A 16417-nucleotide genomic window follows, 5' to 3' on the forward strand; every position below is an offset into this window, starting at 1 on the left:
CTACGATTCCACGATCCAGCTTCCCTCGTTCAAGCATCTTTCATCACCCATGCTTATTTTACCATATAAATGCGAAAAAGCCCAGCTATGCTCGACTTTTTCGACAGCCTGCGCTGTTTTGATTAACAAAACAGCAGACTGCTTTTGCTGACGATTGTTCTGTTATACAGAACCGATGCGCGCGGAGGAGAACACCATGAACACCAAAAACAACCAACGGTACCGAGATTCAGAGAAAAAGATCCGGGACGCATTGATGAAGCTCATGGAGGACCAGGAACTGGAGGATGTCACCGTCATGGACATCTGCAAGGAGGCGGACATTCACCGCACCACCTTTTACGCCCATTACGAGGATATTTACGATCTGATGGAACAGGTGGAGCGGCAGATCCGCCGGGAGCTGTCTGAGACCCTCCGGGAGCAGGGGGTCCGGCCGGAGAACGTATTCCATCGGGATCTGCTGATCCACTTTCTCCGGCACATCGGGAAAAACAGAAACTTTTACCGGATCTGTCTGCGTCACCGGGTCCGATTTCCGCTGGAGGAGGGCTTCGGCCAACTGTGGGAGTCCGTGGTAAAGCCCCAATGCCGCCGGCGGGGCGTAACGGACGAGGACGCCATGCTGTACTATCTGACTTTTTATCAGGCGGGCTTCACCTCCGTCCTCCGGAAATGGGTGGAGGACGGCTGCCGGGAGACGCCGGAGGCGCTGTGCGCTATCCTGCGGAACTGCCTGCCGGAGACGGAGTTGCTGTAGAAAATTTTTCAGACGCCCCGGATTTTAACAAAACTCAAACAATCCTGTGGTATGGTACAGAACCATAACGGCTGCTGCCGCTCTGTGGAGGTGCATCGCCATGACCGGCGTCCGGTCAAACTGGAAAAAACTGCTGTATCCCGGCCTGCTGTGGGTCCTCTCATTGGATGTGCTGGGCGGTGTGCTGCTGTTCCTGACGTTTGCGCGGGGACTTGAGGATACGCCCCTTGCGTATGCGGCCTACGTGCTGTCCGCCTATGCCCTGACCGTCACCGTGGCGGGGGCGGTCCTGGCAGGGAAGTCCATCCGGCGGAAGCTGTATGCAACGCCCATCACCAGCCGCTATCTGACCGACGCATTTTTCCGCGTGCGGACGGGGCTTCGGGTCTCGTTACTGGTGAGCCTGTTCTATGCCGGTTTCAGACTGGTGAGCGCCGTGATCGGGTCGTCCTTCTGGGAGGGAGCGCTGGCCTTCTATTACATCCTGCTGTGCGGCGTACGATGGAACCTGATCCGGCAGGCCCCCGCCTCCGGCGGCGGGACGGACCGGAGACGGGAACTGCGGCCCTACCGGACCACCGGCGTCCTGCTGATGATCCTGGACATCGCGCTGGGCGGCATCGCGGTGCAGATCGTGCGCAAGGGCCAGAGCTATGACTATCCGGGGAGCCTGATCTTCGCCATGGGCTTCTACGCCTTTTACTGCCTGATCCTCTCCGGCGTCAACATGGTGAAGTACCGGAAGTTCAGAAGCCCTGTTCTGTCGGCGGCGAAGGCAGTGAACCTGACCACCGCGCTGGTGGCCATGTTCTCTCTGGAGACCGCCATGGTCAACCGCTTCGGCGGGGAGATGGAGTCCCGGGAGTTCATGACCGCCATGACAGCTCTGTTGGTCTGCGTACTTGTGCTGGCCATCGCCATATCCATGGTGGTCAGGGCAGGGCGGATACTAAAAAGCGATCAACAGGAGGACCGAAGATGATCCGGATTCTAGTGGTGGACGATGACGCGAACCTGAACCGGAGCGTCTGCACCTATCTCAACGACAGCGGCTACCAGGCCAAGGGCTGCCTCAGCGCGGACAGCGCCTATGACGCCATGTACGGGAGCCTGTATGACCTCATCATCTCCGACATCATGATGCCGGGGACCGATGGGTTTGAGTTTGCCGGGACCGTGCGGGGGCTGAATAAGACGGTGCCCATTCTGTTCATGAGCGCCCGGGACGACCTGCCCGCCAAACAGAAGGGCTTCGATTTGGGCATCGACGACTACATGGTCAAGCCCATTGATTTCAGCGAACTGCTGATGCGGGTGCGGGCGCTCCTGCGCCGGGCCAACATCGAAGCCAGCCGCAGGATCACCGTGGGCAATCTGACCCTGAACGCCGACGCCATGACCGCCGAGGTGGACGGCGCCGAGGTGCCGGTGACTACCCGGGAGTTCAACATCCTCTACAAGCTGCTGTCCTATCCCAATCACACCTTCTCCCGCTCTCAGCTGATGGACGAGTTCTGGGGCCTGGAGAGCGACACCAGCCTGCGGGCGGTGGACGTCTGCATCACCAAGCTGCGGGACAAGTGCTCCATCTGCGGCGGCTTCGAGATCAAAACCGTCCGGGGCCTGGGCTATAAGGCGGTGCTGAAATGACGAGAGAGGACCGGCTCAGACGCTCCAGATTTCCGCTGTCGCTGTTCTTTATCTTTTTCGGTATCCTTCTGGTGATGTCCGGCATCCACACCGGATTGATCGTCTTCGTCAACCGGTACGTGCAATCCTCCGTCACCGCATCGGTGATCCCCATGCTCTACTGGGCGTTGGTGGCGCTGTGCCTGACGGTCTTTACCCGTGTCCAGGTGGTCAGGACCTACGAGCGGCCGGTGCGGGAGCTGGCGAAGGCCACGGAGAAGGTGGCTCAGGGGGATTTCTCCGTGTATGTGCCCACATTCCACACGACGGACAAGCTGGATTACCTGGACCTGATGATCCTGGATTTCAATAAGATGGTGGCGGAGCTGGGCAGCATCGAGACCATGAAGACGGACTTCGTCTCCAACGTCTCCCATGAGATCAAGACGCCCCTGGCGGTGATCTCTAACGACGCCCAGCTGCTGAAAAGCGGCAGACTGTCCGAAACAGAGCGGGAGGAGTGTCTGGACGGCATCCTCAGCAATGTCAGGCGCCTGTCGGACCTGGTCATGAATATCCTGAAACTGAACAAGCTGGAGAACCAGGTCATCAAGCCCATGGTACAGCCCTATGACCTGTGCGCCCAGCTCAGCGAGTGCGTACTGCTGTATGAGGACGTCTGGGAGAAGAAAAACATTGAGCTGGAATTTGAGACGGAGGACCGGGCCATCGTCAACGCGGACCGGGAGATGATGGAGATCGTTTGGAACAATCTGCTGTCCAACGCGTTGAAGTTCACGCCGGCGGGCGGCACCGTCCGGCTGACCCAGACCACGGAGGAAGACGCCGTGGTGGTCACAGTGTCCGATACGGGCTGCGGCATGACGCCGGAGACCATGGCCCGCATCTTTGAGAAGTTTTACCAGGGCGACACCTCCCACGCCACGTCCGGAAACGGCCTGGGTCTGGCACTGGCCCGCCGGATCCTGCAGATCTCCGGCGGCACCATTGCCGTCACCAGCAGATCAGGGGATGGCTCCACATTTACAATCCGCCTGCCGGTGAGAGAAACAAGGGAAGCATGAGTGAGTTCACAAAGAGCCCCCACGATTTCGTGGGCTATGAGTACAGGGAACTGACCGCTCCCGCTGACAAGTTCTCCCTGTATCTGGACGCCTATGAGAACTTCGGCTGGGAGCCGGACAAAAACGCGCCCCAGCGCCGGCAGAGCGGCATGATCACCGTCACCTTAAGACGGGACCGCCACATCGTCAACAAGGCGGAACTGACCCGGCTCCAGCGCAACTTCGACGCCTGCGCCAAGGAGATCGAGGCCCTGGAGCGGGCCAAGACCGCCGGGCCGATGGCTTTGGCTCTCGCCGTGGGGTTGGTGGGTACGGCCTTCATGGCCGCGTCGGTATTTGCGGTGACCGCACAGCCGCCCCATGTAACGGCCTGCGTCCTGCTGGCCATCCCGGCTTTTGCGGGCTGGGCTGCGCCGGTCTTTCTCTATCGCAGCCGGGTACACCGGAAGAACGCCCGGATCGCTCCGCTGATCGAGGAAAAGCTGGAGGAGATCTACCGCCTGTGCGAACGGGGCCATGAGCTGCTTCCGCGGCAGTGACCGTCCGCAAATTTGACAAGTGAACGCAGAACAGGCGGGCTTCCATGTTGGAAGCCCGCCTCAGGCTGTCGAAAAAGTCCATAGACTTTTCCGACAGCCTGACTAATGTCTCGATTTTCGGACCGCTATGCGGTCCGAAAATCTGCCGCTGTGCGGCGCAAACGCCTGCTAACGCAGGCTTTTTGCAGACATTCGATTCAATACGAAGGGGCTCCCGCCCCCTCGTACTCCCCCTGCAAAAAAGAACTTCTTTCCTTCAAACAGAGGATTTTCGACAAACTGCGGGGAAACCAAAGGTTTCCCCCTGGCCCCTCTTCCTGTTTTTTTCGCGCCGTACCCCGGCGCTTGCGCTGGATGGATGCCGCGTTTGGGAGGAACGGTCTTGGAAACCGGATTTTCCCTTTTGGGAAGCCCTGTTTAATCCGTCCGGCGGAGCCGGACACCACAATTCCTAATTCCTAACTCCTAATTCCTAATTCGCAGCTTTTTCCGGCAAAACAACGCCCGCCGTTCCAACGGAACGGCGGGCTTGTTTTGCAATATGCAGTGCTTTCGCTTACTTGCTCAGGGCCTCGTCGATGGCCTTGGCGGCGGTCTTGCCGGCGCCCATGGCCAGGATGACGGTGGCAGCGCCGGTGACGGCGTCACCGCCGGCGTAGACGTTCTCGCGGGAGGTCAGACCGTCCTCGTTGACCACGATGCCGCCCTTCTTGTTGATCTCCAGGCCCTTGGTGGTGGACTTGATCAGGGGGTTGGGAGAGGTGCCCAGAGCCATGATGACGCAGTCCACGTCCAGCTCGAACTCGCTGCCGGGGACCTCGATGGGACGGCGGCGGCCAGAGGCGTCGGGCTCGCCCAGCTCCATCTTGATGCAGCGGATCTTGGTGACGTTGTCGTTCTCGTCGGCCAGGATCTCCACCGGGTTGTTGAGGGTCTTGAAGATGATGCCCTCTTCCTCGGCGTGCTCCACCTCTTCCTTACGGGCGGGCAGCTCCTCCATGCCGCGGCGGTAGACGATGTACACCTCGGCGCCCAGACGCTTGGCGCAGCGGGCGGCGTCCATGGCCACGTTGCCGCCGCCCACCACGGCCACCTTCTTGGGATGGACGATGGGGGTGTCGGAGTCGGGCCGGTAGGCCTTCATCAGGTTGATACGGGTCAGGAACTCATTGGCGGACAGAACGCCCTTGTAGTTGACGCCGGGGATATTCATGAACATGGGCAGACCGGCGCCGGAGCCGATGAACACGGCCTCGAAGCCCTGCTCCTCCATCAGCTCGTCGATGGTGATGGTGCGGCCGATGACGGTGTCGGTGGCAATGGTGACGCCCAGGGCCTTCAGGCCGTCCACTTCCTTCTGGACGATGGACTTGGGCAGACGGAACTCGGGGATGCCGTAGACCAGCACGCCGCCGGCCAGGTGCAGTGCCTCGAAGACGGTGACCTCATACCCCTTGCGGGCCAGGTCGCCGGCGCAGGTCAGACCGGCAGGGCCGGAGCCCACGACTGCCACGCGGTGGCCGTTGGAGGCGGGCTTGGCGGGAGCCTCGGTGCAGTGAGCGTTGTGCCAGTCGGCCACGAACCGCTCCAGACGGCCGATGCCCACGGGCTCGCCCTTCACGCCGCGGACGCAGTACTTCTCGCACTGGTTCTCCTGGGGGCAGACGCGGCCGCAGACGGCGGGCAGGGCGCTGGTCTGGGAGATGATCTGATAGGCCTCCTCAAAGTTGCCCGCGGCCACTTCCTTGATGAACTCGGGGATATGTACCATGACAGGGCAGCCCTGCATGCAGGGATGGTTCTTGCAGTGAAGGCAGCGCTGGGCCTCGTCCAGGGCCTGCTCCTGGGTGTAGCCCAGGGTGACCTCGTCGAAATTCTTATTGCGGACATCCGGCTCCTGAGAGGGCATCGGATTCTTCTTCAAAGACATATTGGCCATGATTATTCAGCCTCCTTCTTGAACAGGTTGCAGGTCTCCTCGTGCTTGTGCATCTCGAAGTCCCGGTACATCTGGTTGCGCTTGACAGCGATGTCCCAGTCCACCTTGTGGCCGTCGAAGTCGGGGCCGTCCACGCAGGCGAACTTCATCTCGCCGCCCACGCTGAGACGGCAGCCGCCGCACATGCCGGTACCGTCCACCATGATGGGGCTCATGGAGACGGTGGTGGGGATGCCGTAGGGCTCGGTGGTCTTGCAGACGAACTTCATCATGATCATGGGGCCGATGGCGAAGATCTCGTCATACTGGTTGCCGGCCTCGATCAGCTCCTTCAGAGCGTCGGTGACCAGGCCCTTCTGGCCGTAGGAGCCGTCATCGGTGCAGATCTTCAGCACGTCGCTGGACTTGCGGAAGTCGTCCTCCAGGATGACCAGATCCTTGTTCTTGAAACCGACCACGGCATGGACCTCGGCGCCGCAGTCGTGGAACTTCTTCAGCACGGGATAGGCGATGGCGCAGCCCACGCCGCCGCCGACCACGCAGACCTTCTTCTTGCCCTCGGTCTCGGTGGCCTTGCCCAGGGGGCCCACGAAGTCCTGGAGATAGTCGCCCTCCTTGAGGTGGCTCAGCTTCTCGGTGGTGGAGCCAACGGTCTGGACGATGATGGTGACAGTGCCCTTCTCAGGGTCATAGTCGTTGATCGTGATGGGGATGCGCTCGCCATTCTCGTCCACCCGCAGGATAATGAACTGACCCGGCTGAGCCTTCTTGGCGATCAGGGGCGCCTCGATCTCATACAGGGTGACAGTGGGACGGAGGGCTTCTTTTCTCACAATGCGATACATATTCTTCCTTCTTTCCCGTTTATCTGATTTTGGATCGTCGCAAAAAAACAGATCATTTCTATCATAACGCAGCGATAGCGATCCGTCAAATGAAATATGCTTTTTTCGCCGATTTTGCGGAAAGTTTATGCGCCCGGACGGGCCGCCGCCGGGTTCACCGCAGGAGGGTGATGTTTCTGCCGCTGTTCTCGATCAGCCCCTCCTCCCGCATCTTTTTCAACTCCCGCATCATGGCGCTGCGGTCGGAGGCGATGTAGTCCGCCAGCACGCTGAGGGAGAAGGGCAGCTGGAAGGTATCGCTGCCCGTCCGGTCCCGCTGCTGGAGGAAATAGCACATCAGCTTGTCCCGGATGGAACGGCGGGAGAGCACGTCCACCCGCTCGCTGAGGGCCTGGGCCTTGTCGCTCATGAGGCGCAGCATGTTCTGCACCAGGACGCTGTGATGGGTGCAGGCCCGCTCGCACCGCTTCAGGATATGGGGATAGTCGATGAACAGCACCTCGCAGGGCTGGCGGCACACCACCTCCAGCGTGTCGCTCCGGCTGCCGGAGAAGGCCAGGGTCCGGCCGAACACGCCGCCCACGCCCAGATTCTCCATCACCGTCTCCACGCCGTTCTCGTCCAGGCGGATCAGCGCCGCCTCTCCCCGCTCCAGGATGCCCACGATGTCGCAGCGGCCGGAGAAATCGCAGATGACCTCGTCCGGACTGTAGGCCCTGGAATAGGCGTGAAAGCAGTCATACATCGCCAGATAGCTCTCATAGCTGATGTCATCGAACAGCCGGCTTTTCCGCAGTTCCTCCTCTGTCAGCATGAAACGATCCCCCCTCTTGTTATATATTGTTGCATAAGCATCATCATAGCAGACTTTTTGCATAAAGTAAAGGGGCTGAATGTGCGCAAAGGGACCGGACGCATGTCCGGCCCCTTTGCCATCTCTATAATTTTACCGGATGGCGCGGAAAAATACAAGGGGGTTCCGATGGGTTTCCCCTGGCCGTTCCGCCGGTTTTTCCGGTCCTTTTTCGTCAATCCGCCGAAAAGCAGCCGTCTCACGGCAGATTTCATAGATTGTTCACCCATATCCCGCGGCGCATGGTACAATATGATATACAAGGAAAGGAGTTGAAGCGCCGCCGTGAATATCGCTTATTTCCTCACCCCTAAGAGCAGCGTGGCTTACCTGTATGATGACTGCACGTTCCGTCAGGGCCTGGAAAAAATGCGCCACCGCGGGTACGCCGCCATCCCCGTCATCAGCCGGGACGGCCGGTATGTGGGCACTGTCAGCGAAGGAGACTTCCTGTGGCGGATCCTGGAGCCCGGCGCCAGCGGGCAGGACGGCTCGTTCTCCATGCGGGACATGGAGCGTCTGCAGATCCGGGACATTCTGAAATCCGACCGTCCCCCGGTGCGCATCACCGTGTCCATGGAGGATCTGGTGACCAGCGCCATGAAGCAGAACTTCGTCCCGGTGGTGGACGATCTGGGCAGCTTCATCGGCATCGTCACCCGAAAGGACATCATCCGCTATCTGTCGGAGCAGAAGAGCAGTCTCACCCTTCCCGAGGCCCTGAAGAAGATCGTCTGACCCCTCTACATCATCTATCATAAATGGACAGTGCCGGAGGCTTTGCCTCCGGCGCTCAGGCCGCCGGCAAAGTCTGATGGACTTTGCCGGCGGCCTTCACAATGCCTCGCTTTTCTGCCCGCGCAGCGGTCCGAAAAGCTGCCGCTGCGCGGCGCAAACGCCTGCTGGCGCAGGCTTTTTGCAGGCATTCGATTTCATTCGAGGCGGGCTTCGCCCCCTCGAGCTCCCCCCACTGTTGAAAGCATCTTCCGTGAAACATCAGCCTTCCAACAAACGGACAGCGCCGGAGGCAAAGCCTCCGGCGCTGTGTTCATCATTCGTCTCTCTGCGCCCGTCCTGTCTCACTTGCCCAGGATGTCGTGGCGGATGTAGGCGAAGGCGGCGTCCTCCCCCTCGTCCTTCAGCTTCACCAGCATGGATTCCAGCAGGTCCGCCGTCTTGTCGTTGAGGATGGTGTGGGTCCTGGACCGCTGGAAGAACTTCCAGGGGTCCTCGGGCTGGAACTGGTCGCCCCGGTAAACCCGGCTGGCAGCCAAACGGTCGCAGAACATCTCCGCCACGTACTTCTTCGGCATCTCCACGCCCACGATGCCCTCGCCGTGGCCGCCGTAGTCCGTCCAGTACTCCAGATGGTGGCGGTTGCGCCCCTTGTGGTGGAGCCAGGCGGAGCTGTACCCCTTGTCCCGGCGCTCGGCGTCGTTGGGGCTGCGGTCGCCCTGGAAATACCGGGCGCCCACCCAGAACTCCCGGGGCGAGTATTTGGACAGATCGTGGGTCAGGCCCTGCCAGTACAGGCCCAGCCGGAAGCAGTATTTGCACACCAGAAAGCGGTGGCGGTTGATGACCTTCAAATGGGCCCAGGCATGCAAGGCGCGTCCCTCCCAACGGAATCGTAGTGGTAGTGGATTTAGTATACCACCGCCGCCGGAAAAAAACGAGAGGATTTTTTCACGGAATCCGGGAAATCTGTCTCCGAGGTGATGGCGATGCGCACGGCGCTTTTCGGCGGCGGGACGGTTCTGGTGCGGGAACTGCCCGCCGGTGTACTGCCATTGGACCGGCCCGCCGCTGCGGAGACCTGCTTCTGGGACGTGCTGGCGGTGACCCGGCGGGGCTGCGCCCTGCTGGCGTCCTCCTCCGTCCGCGTCCGCTGCGGGACGCTGCTGCTGCCGGACGCACTGGCCAAGCAGGCCCTGGCCCGGATCACGGCGGACCGGGCCGTGGGCGTGGGGCTGGACCGGCGGGACAGTCTGACCTTCTCCAGCCTGACGGAGGGCGCGGTGCTGTGCGTCCAGCGGACGCTGCTCCGTCCCGGCGGCGGCACGGTGGAACCCCAGGAGATCCCCCTGCCGCCCCTGACGCTGCCCCCGGAGGACGCCCTGCTGCTGTGGGGCCTGCGCCTGCTGCTGGACGGCCCGCCGGAATGACCGTTACGCGCTCTGTTTCCGCAGCATCCGGCGGCCCAGCATCAGCAGACCGCCGCCGATGGCCAGAACGATGTACCAGACCAGGCTCTCCCGCACCATCATCAGCGTGCCTGCGGTGATGAGGCCCAGGCCCCAGGCGGATTTGGCGCTGAGCTTCTCATGGAACACCACGTAGGAGAAGCCGATGGTCACCAGAATGCTCAGCTTGTCGATGGGCACCACCAGACTGGCGGGGCCGTCCTGAAGGGCCTTGTAGTAGCACAGCCAGGAGCCGCCGGTGGCCAGGCCGCTGAGACAGATGAACCCCAGCTCCCGCCGTGGAATATCCCGGAGGGTGCCCTGCTTGCCGGTGACGAACACCACCACCCAGGCCATCACCAGCACCACGCCGGTGCGGATGGCGGTGCCCAGATTGGACTCCACGCCGGAGATGCCGATCTTCCCCAGAATGGACGTCAGGCTGGCGAAGACGGCGCTGCCGGCGGCGTAGAAGAACCAGCCTCTGCCGTGGTGCTCCTCCGTGCCGCCGCCCTTCCGCTGGATCATCAGATAGGTGCCCACGCCGATGCCCGCCAGTCCTAGCAGCTTCATGCCGGAGACCGTCTCATGGAGCAGCAGGAAGGCCAGCAGCACCGTCAGGATGATGCTGGATTTGTCCACCGGCACCACCTTGTCCACGTCGCCGATCTGGAGGGCCCGGAAGTAGCACAGCCAGGAGGCCCCGGTGGCCAGTCCCGACAGCACCAGAAACACCAGCGTCCTGCCGCTGATGTCCCGGATGGTGCCCTGAGAGCCCACCACGAACACCATCAGCCAGGAGAACACCAGCACCACCACGGTGCGGATGGCCGTTGCCACGTTGGAGTCCGTTTTCCGGATACCGCACTTGGCCAGAATGGACGTGACACCGGCGAAAACCGCCGAACCGCAGGCATAGAAGATCCACATATCCACCGCTTCTTTCTGTTTCGTCAATAACTGACTGTATTTTTATTTCATAGTATTCCTTAGTGTATTGAGATTCTGTTCCATCAGCGTCACATAGGTGGCCCCGGCGTCCAGATCCGCCCGGGAGACGTTGTGGCAGGAGTGGAACAGCGCCGTCCCGGCGCCGGCGGCCTCGGCGATGCTGTCCGCCACCAGATGGTTGGAGAACTCAATGTAGTAAACCGCCGGCAAGTGCTGCTCCTTGACAGTTTCCGTCAGAAACGCCACGGTGGCCGCCGACGGCTCCGTCTGGGTGGAGCAGCCCGGGAAGGCGGCGTAGCAGGTGAGATCGTATTCCTCGGCGAAGTACCGCAGGGGGAACCGGTCGCCGAACACCATGGTTTTGTCCTCCACCGTGTCGAAGAAATCCCGGAATTCACCGTCCAGTTTCAGGATCTCCGCCTCGTAGTCCGCCGCGTTGGCCCGGTAGACGGCCTCGTTGTCCGGGTCCAGCGCCGCCGCCCGCTCCCCGATGGCCGTCACGATGGCCGCCGCGTTGACGGGGGAGGTCCAGACGTGTTCGTCCGCCTCCACCACCTCGCCCAGACCGCGGCCGTGGTCGTGATCCTCATCCTCGTCGTGGTCATCGTGGCCGTCCCCGTCGTGGTCATGGTCATGGCCCCGGACGGTCATCCCCTCCAGGGTCTCCTCCTCCAGCAGCTCCACGCAGTCCACCATTTTCAGCGTCTCCACCGGCGTGTCCAGGGACTCCAGAATGGTGTCCACCCAGGTGTCGGACTCGCCGCCCACGTAGATAAAGAGGTCGCAGGCCTGGACGTCCAGGATGTTCCGGGGGGTGGGCTCGTAGGAGTGGCTCTCCGTCCCCGGCGGCAGCAGCAGCGACACATCCCCCGCCTCGCCGCAGACGGCCCGGGCGAAGTCGTAGGCCGGGAAGTCGGTGGCCACGATGGTCAGCCGCCCGTCCTCCGCGGGCGGGGCGGCGGAGACGCCGCAGGCGGCCAGCCCCAGAGGCAGGCACAGAGACAACAGCAGGGATACGATCTTTTTCATGGACAGGTTTCCTTTACTCGTTCAAAATTGAGAATCATTTTCAGATTTTTCAGTATAGCACAGCCTCCGGCCAAAAGCAAGCCCGCCGGGCCCTTTCCCCGGCTTTTCCCGGAAATTGTTTCCGACAGGATACGACCGGTACTTGCAGTTTCCCGCCATGGGCATTATAATAGATACATCACACATCTGAATTGGAGGCGTTTCTGATGAGCGATTTCCTGAAGCGGATCAAGACCAATTCCATCGTCACAGCCATTCTCTACGCGGCCCTGGGTCTGGTGCTGCTGGTGTGGCCCAGCCTGTCCGCCAGCATCATCTGCACGGCCATCGGCGCGGTGCTGCTGGTGTGCGGCATTGTGGACTTCATCATCTTCCTGCTCCACCGGGACGGCAGTCTGTACGCCTCCTCCCACCTCATCATCGGCATCATTCTGGCGGTGATGGGCGTGTATGTCATGACCCACCCCAATCTGGTCAGCGTGGTGGTGCCCCGGATTGTGGGCATCCTCATCTGCATCCACGGCGTCAGCGACCTGGGCGATGCCCTGACTCTCCACCGCAACGGCTACTCCCGGTGGACGGCGGCGCTGATCCTGGGCATCCTGACGCTGGCCATGGGCCTGCTGCTGGTGCTGAAGCCCTTCGCCGCCTTTGCCACGGTGGTGCGCATCATCGGCCTGTTCCTGCTGTACGACGGCATCTCCGACATCTGGATCGCCAGCCGGGTCAGCAAGGTCCTGCGGCAGGCGAAGTCTGCCGCCGAGGCGGAGGCCACCGCCGTGGACGTGGACTTCACGGAGGAGAAGTGACCGCTCACTAAATACGATAGATCCCCGGCGGGCAATGCCCGCCGGGGATTTTCTCATCTCACTTCATTCGCCGCAGCAGCTCCGTCAGGAATCGCCACGTCCGCTGGACGGAGGCCACGTCCATCCGCTCCCGGCAGGTGTGGATCTCCCTCAGGTCCGGCCCGATGGACACGCAGTCCAGCCCCGGCAGCTTTCCGGCGAACAGGCCGCACTCCACGCCCGCGTGGATGGCCTCCACCTTGGGCGGATGGCCGTACTGCTCCGTGAATACCGCCGTCATCAGCTCCCGCAGCGGGGAGTCGGGCCGATACTGCCAGGCGGCGTAGTCGCCGGAGACCTCCACCGCGCCCCCCAGCTGCTCCGTGAGACAGGCCAGCCGCTCCGTCAGCATGGCCTTCTGGGAGTCCACGCTGCTGCGGACGCAGAAGGAGGCCGTCACCGTCTCCGCCGCCGTGGTCAGAACGCCCAGGTTCAGGGACGTCTGCACCAGGCCGGGGATGTCCCGGCTCGTCTCCTGGACGCCGTTAGGGGCGCAGGCCAGCAGGCACGTCACCCGGCGGGTGGAGTCCCCGTCCATGGGCACGCCCTCCGCCTCCGTCCGCCGGACGGAGACGGACACGTTGGGGTCCGCCGTCCGGTACTCGTTTTTCAGCTCCGCGTCCAGCCGGGCGCAGACGGTCTCCACCTTCCGGACGTCCGCCGCCGACACCACGGCGGACGCCGTCTGGGGAATGGCGTTGTCCTTCAGTCCGCCGGAGACGGAGACGATCCGCAGGTCCGTCGCCCGGGCGCAGGCGTACAGCGCCCGGCCCAGCAGCAGGTCGGCGTTGCCCCGGCCCTTTCCAATCTCCATGCCGGAGTGTCCGCCCTGGAGGCCGTCCACGGTGATGACCGCCGTCTCACCGCCGAAGGCCGTCCGGCCCACCGGCAGGACGCACCGGGTCATGTTGCCTCCGGCGCAGCTGACGGTGAAGATCCCCTCGTCCTCGGAGTCCAGATTCACCATCCGCCGTCCCCGGAGGGACCCGGCGTCCATCCCGGCAGCGCCCAGCATGCCGATCTCCTCGTCCACGGTGAACACCGCCTCCACCCGGGGATGCTCCATGGCGTCGTCGTCCAGCACCGCCAGGGCCATGGCCACGGCGATGCCGTCGTCTCCGCCCAGGGTGGTGCCCTCCGCCCAGACGGATTCGCCGTCGGTGCGCAGGTCCAGCCCCTCCCGTTCCATGTCCTTGTTGCATTCCGGCGCCTGCTGGCACACCATGTCCATGTGGCCCTGGAGGATCACCGGCTCCGCCGCCTCATAGCCGTGAGATGCCTCCCGGACGATGATGACGTTGCCCAATGCGTCCTGATGGGCCTCCAGCCCCCGTGCTTCGGCGAAGTCCATCAGCCAGTCGCTGACGGCCTTCGTATTCCCGGACCCGTGAGGGATGGCGCACATCTCCTCGAAAAAGCCGAAGACCTTCTTCGGCTCCAGCCGCTCCAAAACTGCCATATTGCTCGCTCCTCTCCGCGTCTCCGCCGGTGTCCGGCGGTCTTTCTCTGTACTGAAGTATACCGCCGGACGGCCCGTTCCGCAAGGGGGAGATCAGTCCCGCTCCCCCCGCCGGGCGAAGCCGTACAGGGACGCCAGCAATCCGGCGAAGCACACCAGCGCCCCGCCATTTCCCAGATAGAACCGGCCGGACAGGTCCAGCAGCGCCCCCAGGCTCCCGCCGCCGGTCTGTACCACCGCCAGCACCGCCAGCAGGATGCCCACCACGCCCTCTCCGGCGATGAGGCCGGAGGCGTAGAGGATGCCGGAGCGGACGCAGCGCTCCCGGGCCGCCGGGGCGTCGTACTTCCGCCGTTCCACCAGCCACCGCACCAGTCCCCCGGCCATGATGGGCGCCGACAGGTGGACAGGCAGGTACAGTCCGATGGCCACGGGCAGCACCGGCGTCCCCAGCACTTCCATGGCCAGAGCTAGGAACACGCCAATGAACACCAGCGCCCAGGGCAGGTCGCCGCCCATGACGCCCTCCACCACCAGCTTCATCAGCGTGGCCTGGGCGGCGGGCAGCTCCTTGGAGCCGTAGCTCCAGGCGGCGTTCAGCAGGTACAGGATGGCCCCGATGGCCGCGGCGGACACGCAGCAGCCGATCAGCTCGCCGATCTGCTGCTTCCGTGGTGTGGCTCCCACCAGGAAGCCGGTCTTCAGGTCCTGGGAGGTATCCCCCGCCACGGAGGCGGTGATGCAGATGACGGCCCCGATGGTGACGGCGGTGACCATGCCCTGAACGCCCGCCGTCCCGGCGGCCTTCAGCACCAGGGAGGCGATCAGCAGCGTGGCGATGGTCATGCCGGACACCGGATTGTTGGACGCGCCGATGAGTCCCACCATCCGGGAGGACACGGCGGCGAAGAAGAAGGCGAAGACCACCACCAGCAAGGCCGTGAACAGATTCAGCGGAATGGCGGGGGACAGCCACAGCGCCGCAGCGGCGGCCAGCACCCCCGCCGTCAGGGTTTTCGGGGACAGATCCCGCTCCGTCCGCAGCGTCCCGGCATCGCCCCGTCCGTAGCCGCCCACCACCTCCCGGAAGGTGCGGAGGATCAGGGGCAGGGACTTCACCAGGCTCAGGATGCCCCCGGCGGCCACGGCTCCCGCGCCGATATACTTGACGTAACTGCTCCAAAGTCCCCAGGTGCCCTCCCGGGCCAGCAGCTCCGCCACGGAGACAGTTGCCGGGAACAGCACCGTCCCGCCGCCGAACAGTGCGATGAGGGGCATCAGCGCCAGCCAGGCCATGGTGCCGCCGGAGAACAGATAGGAGGACACCCGGGCGCCGCAGATGTAGCCCACCCCCGCCAGCGCCGGCAGCACGTCCAGACCGAAGCCGCCGCCGGGATAGGCGGAAAAGGCCCAGTCCACCTCCGCCGGGAACAGCTTCCAGCCCTCCGCCGCGAATTTGTACACCGCGGCCACCGCCAGTCCCGCGAAGACGGCGGAGGCCCGGGCGCCGCCCTCCTCACCGGCCATCAGGACCTGGGCGCAGGCCTGCCCCTCCGGATAGGCCAGTACGCCGTGCTCCCCCACGATGAGGGTCCGGCGAAGGGGCACCATCATCAGCACGCCCAGCGCGCCGCCGCAGAGGGTGATGAGCCCCGCCTCCGGCAGCGTGGGGGGCTGGCACAGTCCCTCGTCCGCCCACATGAACAATGCGGGCAGGGTGAAGATGGCCCCCGCGGCCACGGACTCCCCGGCGGAGCCGATGGTCTGGGCCATGTTGTTCTCCAGAATGGAACTGCGCCGCAGCACCATCCGAATGATGCCCATGGACAGCACCGCCGCCGGGATGGACGCCGACACGGTGAGGCCCACCCGCAGCCCCAGATAGGCGTTGGCCCCGCCGAACACCACCGCCAGCAGGACGCCGGTGATGACGGACACCGGTGTGAACTCCGGCGGGTTCTGGTCCGCCGGGACATAGGGCCGGAACGGTTTCTTCTCCAAAGACGCGCCTCCTCCGCCTCCGGCCGGAGGGCCGGGGACCTCCCTAGTTTCTGGAGCCCCGCCCCGCAATATACATCCCGGCGGGCAAAAACCGGCGGACAGAAAGACGCCCCGGACCGCAACGGTCCGGGGCGTCCGCGTTCACTTTCTTTTGTCCCGCTTGCCGCATCCGGAGCAGTTGGCGCAGTCGCCGGAGCAGCCGCCGGTCCTGCCCTTCCGGATGGCCTGCAGGGAGAGTCCCACGCAGAAGGCGATCAAAAGAAGCAATATAATGTCGATAATAGTCATTTTGTTGG

General features: G+C 63.2%; 17 protein-coding genes. 8 read left to right on the forward strand and 9 right to left on the reverse strand.

Features of this window, described 5'->3' with window-relative positions; translation table 11 throughout:
* Window positions 1–196: 196 nt before the first annotated feature.
* From ACTNBU_RS08270 to ACTNBU_RS08290, 5 genes are read left to right on the forward strand one after another with little or no spacing between them, the layout of a single operon-like run.
* Window positions 197–760 (forward strand): TetR/AcrR family transcriptional regulator, encoded by a 564-nt coding sequence (locus tag ACTNBU_RS08270; protein ID WP_441032681.1) that lies wholly within the window; start codon window positions 197–199, stop codon window positions 758–760.
* Between the two features lie 46 nt (window positions 761–806).
* Window positions 807–1742, forward strand: coding sequence for a hypothetical protein (locus tag ACTNBU_RS08275; RefSeq protein WP_441032683.1), 936 nt, complete (start codon window positions 807–809; stop codon window positions 1740–1742).
* On the forward strand, window positions 1739–2410 hold the full coding sequence (locus ACTNBU_RS08280; protein WP_441032686.1) for a response regulator transcription factor: 672 nt from the start codon (window positions 1739–1741) through the stop codon (window positions 2408–2410). The genes ACTNBU_RS08275 and ACTNBU_RS08280 overlap by 4 nt, the downstream gene beginning before the upstream one ends.
* Complete coding sequence (locus ACTNBU_RS08285; protein ID WP_441032688.1) at window positions 2407–3474, forward strand: HAMP domain-containing sensor histidine kinase; 1068 nt, start codon at window positions 2407–2409, stop codon at window positions 3472–3474. Before ACTNBU_RS08280 ends, ACTNBU_RS08285 begins: the two co-directional genes overlap by 4 nt.
* Entirely contained in the window at window positions 3471–4013 is a 543-nt protein-coding gene (locus tag ACTNBU_RS08290) for a hypothetical protein (protein WP_441032690.1), read from the forward strand. The genes ACTNBU_RS08285 and ACTNBU_RS08290 overlap by 4 nt, the downstream gene beginning before the upstream one ends.
* 556 nt (window positions 4014–4569) lie before the next feature.
* Here the strand turns inward: ACTNBU_RS08290 and gltA are convergent.
* The 3 genes from gltA to ACTNBU_RS08305 form a co-directional block, all read right to left on the reverse strand.
* Window positions 4570–5952: an NADPH-dependent glutamate synthase gene (gltA, locus tag ACTNBU_RS08295; RefSeq protein WP_441032693.1), complete on the reverse strand. Its 1383-nt coding sequence runs from the start codon at window positions 5950–5952 to the stop codon at window positions 4570–4572.
* A gap of 2 nt (window positions 5953–5954) precedes the next feature.
* On the reverse strand, window positions 5955–6797 hold the full coding sequence (locus ACTNBU_RS08300) for a sulfide/dihydroorotate dehydrogenase-like FAD/NAD-binding protein (RefSeq protein WP_441032696.1): 843 nt from the start codon (window positions 6795–6797) through the stop codon (window positions 5955–5957).
* Between the two features lie 154 nt (window positions 6798–6951).
* Window positions 6952–7611 carry a Crp/Fnr family transcriptional regulator gene (locus ACTNBU_RS08305; protein ID WP_441032698.1) on the reverse strand — a complete coding sequence of 220 codons (660 nt, stop codon included), beginning with the start codon at window positions 7609–7611 and terminating at the stop codon, window positions 6952–6954.
* A 324-nt stretch (window positions 7612–7935) separates the two neighbouring features.
* Here ACTNBU_RS08305 and ACTNBU_RS08310 point away from each other — a divergent pair, with 324 nt between their 5' ends.
* Window positions 7936–8388, forward strand: a complete 453-nt coding sequence (locus ACTNBU_RS08310; RefSeq protein WP_441032701.1) for a CBS domain-containing protein — start codon at window positions 7936–7938, stop codon at window positions 8386–8388.
* Between the two features lie 341 nt (window positions 8389–8729).
* Here ACTNBU_RS08310 and ACTNBU_RS08315 read toward each other — a convergent pair whose 3' ends face one another.
* Complete coding sequence (locus ACTNBU_RS08315) at window positions 8730–9257, reverse strand: DUF5662 family protein (protein WP_441032704.1); 528 nt, start codon at window positions 9255–9257, stop codon at window positions 8730–8732.
* A 111-nt stretch (window positions 9258–9368) separates the two neighbouring features.
* On the opposite strand from ACTNBU_RS08315, the gene ACTNBU_RS08320 reads away from it, so the two are divergent.
* Complete coding sequence (locus tag ACTNBU_RS08320; RefSeq protein WP_441032706.1) at window positions 9369–9815, forward strand: hypothetical protein; 447 nt, start codon at window positions 9369–9371, stop codon at window positions 9813–9815.
* 3 nt (window positions 9816–9818) lie between these two features.
* Here ACTNBU_RS08320 and ACTNBU_RS08325 read toward each other — a convergent pair whose 3' ends face one another.
* The gene (locus ACTNBU_RS08325; RefSeq protein ID WP_441032748.1) at window positions 9819–10763 is read right to left on the reverse strand and encodes an EamA family transporter; all 945 of its coding nucleotides are present in this window, start codon (window positions 10761–10763) and stop codon (window positions 9819–9821) included.
* Between the two features lie 42 nt (window positions 10764–10805).
* Complete coding sequence (locus ACTNBU_RS08330; protein ID WP_441032709.1) at window positions 10806–11813, reverse strand: metal ABC transporter substrate-binding protein; 1008 nt, start codon at window positions 11811–11813, stop codon at window positions 10806–10808.
* Between the two features lie 206 nt (window positions 11814–12019).
* On the opposite strand from ACTNBU_RS08330, the gene ACTNBU_RS08335 reads away from it, so the two are divergent.
* Window positions 12020–12622, forward strand: coding sequence for an HdeD family acid-resistance protein (locus tag ACTNBU_RS08335; RefSeq protein ID WP_441032711.1), 603 nt, complete (start codon window positions 12020–12022; stop codon window positions 12620–12622).
* 58 nt (window positions 12623–12680) lie between these two features.
* Here ACTNBU_RS08335 and ACTNBU_RS08340 read toward each other — a convergent pair whose 3' ends face one another.
* The 3 genes from ACTNBU_RS08340 to ACTNBU_RS08350 form a co-directional block, all read right to left on the reverse strand.
* On the reverse strand, window positions 12681–14120 hold the full coding sequence (locus tag ACTNBU_RS08340; RefSeq protein ID WP_441032714.1) for an aminoacyl-histidine dipeptidase: 1440 nt from the start codon (window positions 14118–14120) through the stop codon (window positions 12681–12683).
* Window positions 14121–14213: 93 nt separating this feature from the next.
* On the reverse strand, window positions 14214–16121 hold the full coding sequence (locus ACTNBU_RS08345; protein WP_441032715.1) for an OPT family oligopeptide transporter: 1908 nt from the start codon (window positions 16119–16121) through the stop codon (window positions 14214–14216).
* 141 nt (window positions 16122–16262) lie between these two features.
* Complete coding sequence (locus tag ACTNBU_RS08350) at window positions 16263–16409, reverse strand: FeoB-associated Cys-rich membrane protein (RefSeq protein ID WP_441032718.1); 147 nt, start codon at window positions 16407–16409, stop codon at window positions 16263–16265.
* Window positions 16410–16417: the final 8 nt, after the last annotated feature.

Source organism: Dysosmobacter sp. HCP28S3_G4 (assembly GCF_052065175.1).
In the GTDB taxonomy this organism is placed as follows: Bacteria; Bacillota; Clostridia; order Oscillospirales; family Oscillospiraceae; genus Oscillibacter.

Coding starts and splice junctions, on each gene's coding strand:
- ACTNBU_RS08330 (WP_441032709.1), bottom strand. CDS start 11,813: ATGAAAAAGATCGTATCCCTGCTGTTGTCTCTGTGCCTGCCTCTGGGG.
- ACTNBU_RS08290 (WP_441032690.1), top strand. CDS start 3,471: ATGAGTGAGTTCACAAAGAGCCCCCACGATTTCGTGGGCTATGAGTAC.
- ACTNBU_RS08325 (WP_441032748.1), bottom strand. CDS start 10,763: ATGTGGATCTTCTATGCCTGCGGTTCGGCGGTTTTCGCCGGTGTCACG.
- ACTNBU_RS08350 (WP_441032718.1), bottom strand. CDS start 16,409: ATGACTATTATCGACATTATATTGCTTCTTTTGATCGCCTTCTGCGTG.
- ACTNBU_RS08340 (WP_441032714.1), bottom strand. CDS start 14,120: ATGGCAGTTTTGGAGCGGCTGGAGCCGAAGAAGGTCTTCGGCTTTTTC.
- ACTNBU_RS08285 (WP_441032688.1), top strand. CDS start 2,407: ATGACGAGAGAGGACCGGCTCAGACGCTCCAGATTTCCGCTGTCGCTG.
- gltA (WP_441032693.1), bottom strand. CDS start 5,952: ATGGCCAATATGTCTTTGAAGAAGAATCCGATGCCCTCTCAGGAGCCG.
- ACTNBU_RS08280 (WP_441032686.1), top strand. CDS start 1,739: ATGATCCGGATTCTAGTGGTGGACGATGACGCGAACCTGAACCGGAGC.
- ACTNBU_RS08335 (WP_441032711.1), top strand. CDS start 12,020: ATGAGCGATTTCCTGAAGCGGATCAAGACCAATTCCATCGTCACAGCC.
- ACTNBU_RS08305 (WP_441032698.1), bottom strand. CDS start 7,611: ATGCTGACAGAGGAGGAACTGCGGAAAAGCCGGCTGTTCGATGACATC.
- ACTNBU_RS08320 (WP_441032706.1), top strand. CDS start 9,369: ATGGCGATGCGCACGGCGCTTTTCGGCGGCGGGACGGTTCTGGTGCGG.
- ACTNBU_RS08300 (WP_441032696.1), bottom strand. CDS start 6,797: ATGTATCGCATTGTGAGAAAAGAAGCCCTCCGTCCCACTGTCACCCTG.
- ACTNBU_RS08270 (WP_441032681.1), top strand. CDS start 197: ATGAACACCAAAAACAACCAACGGTACCGAGATTCAGAGAAAAAGATC.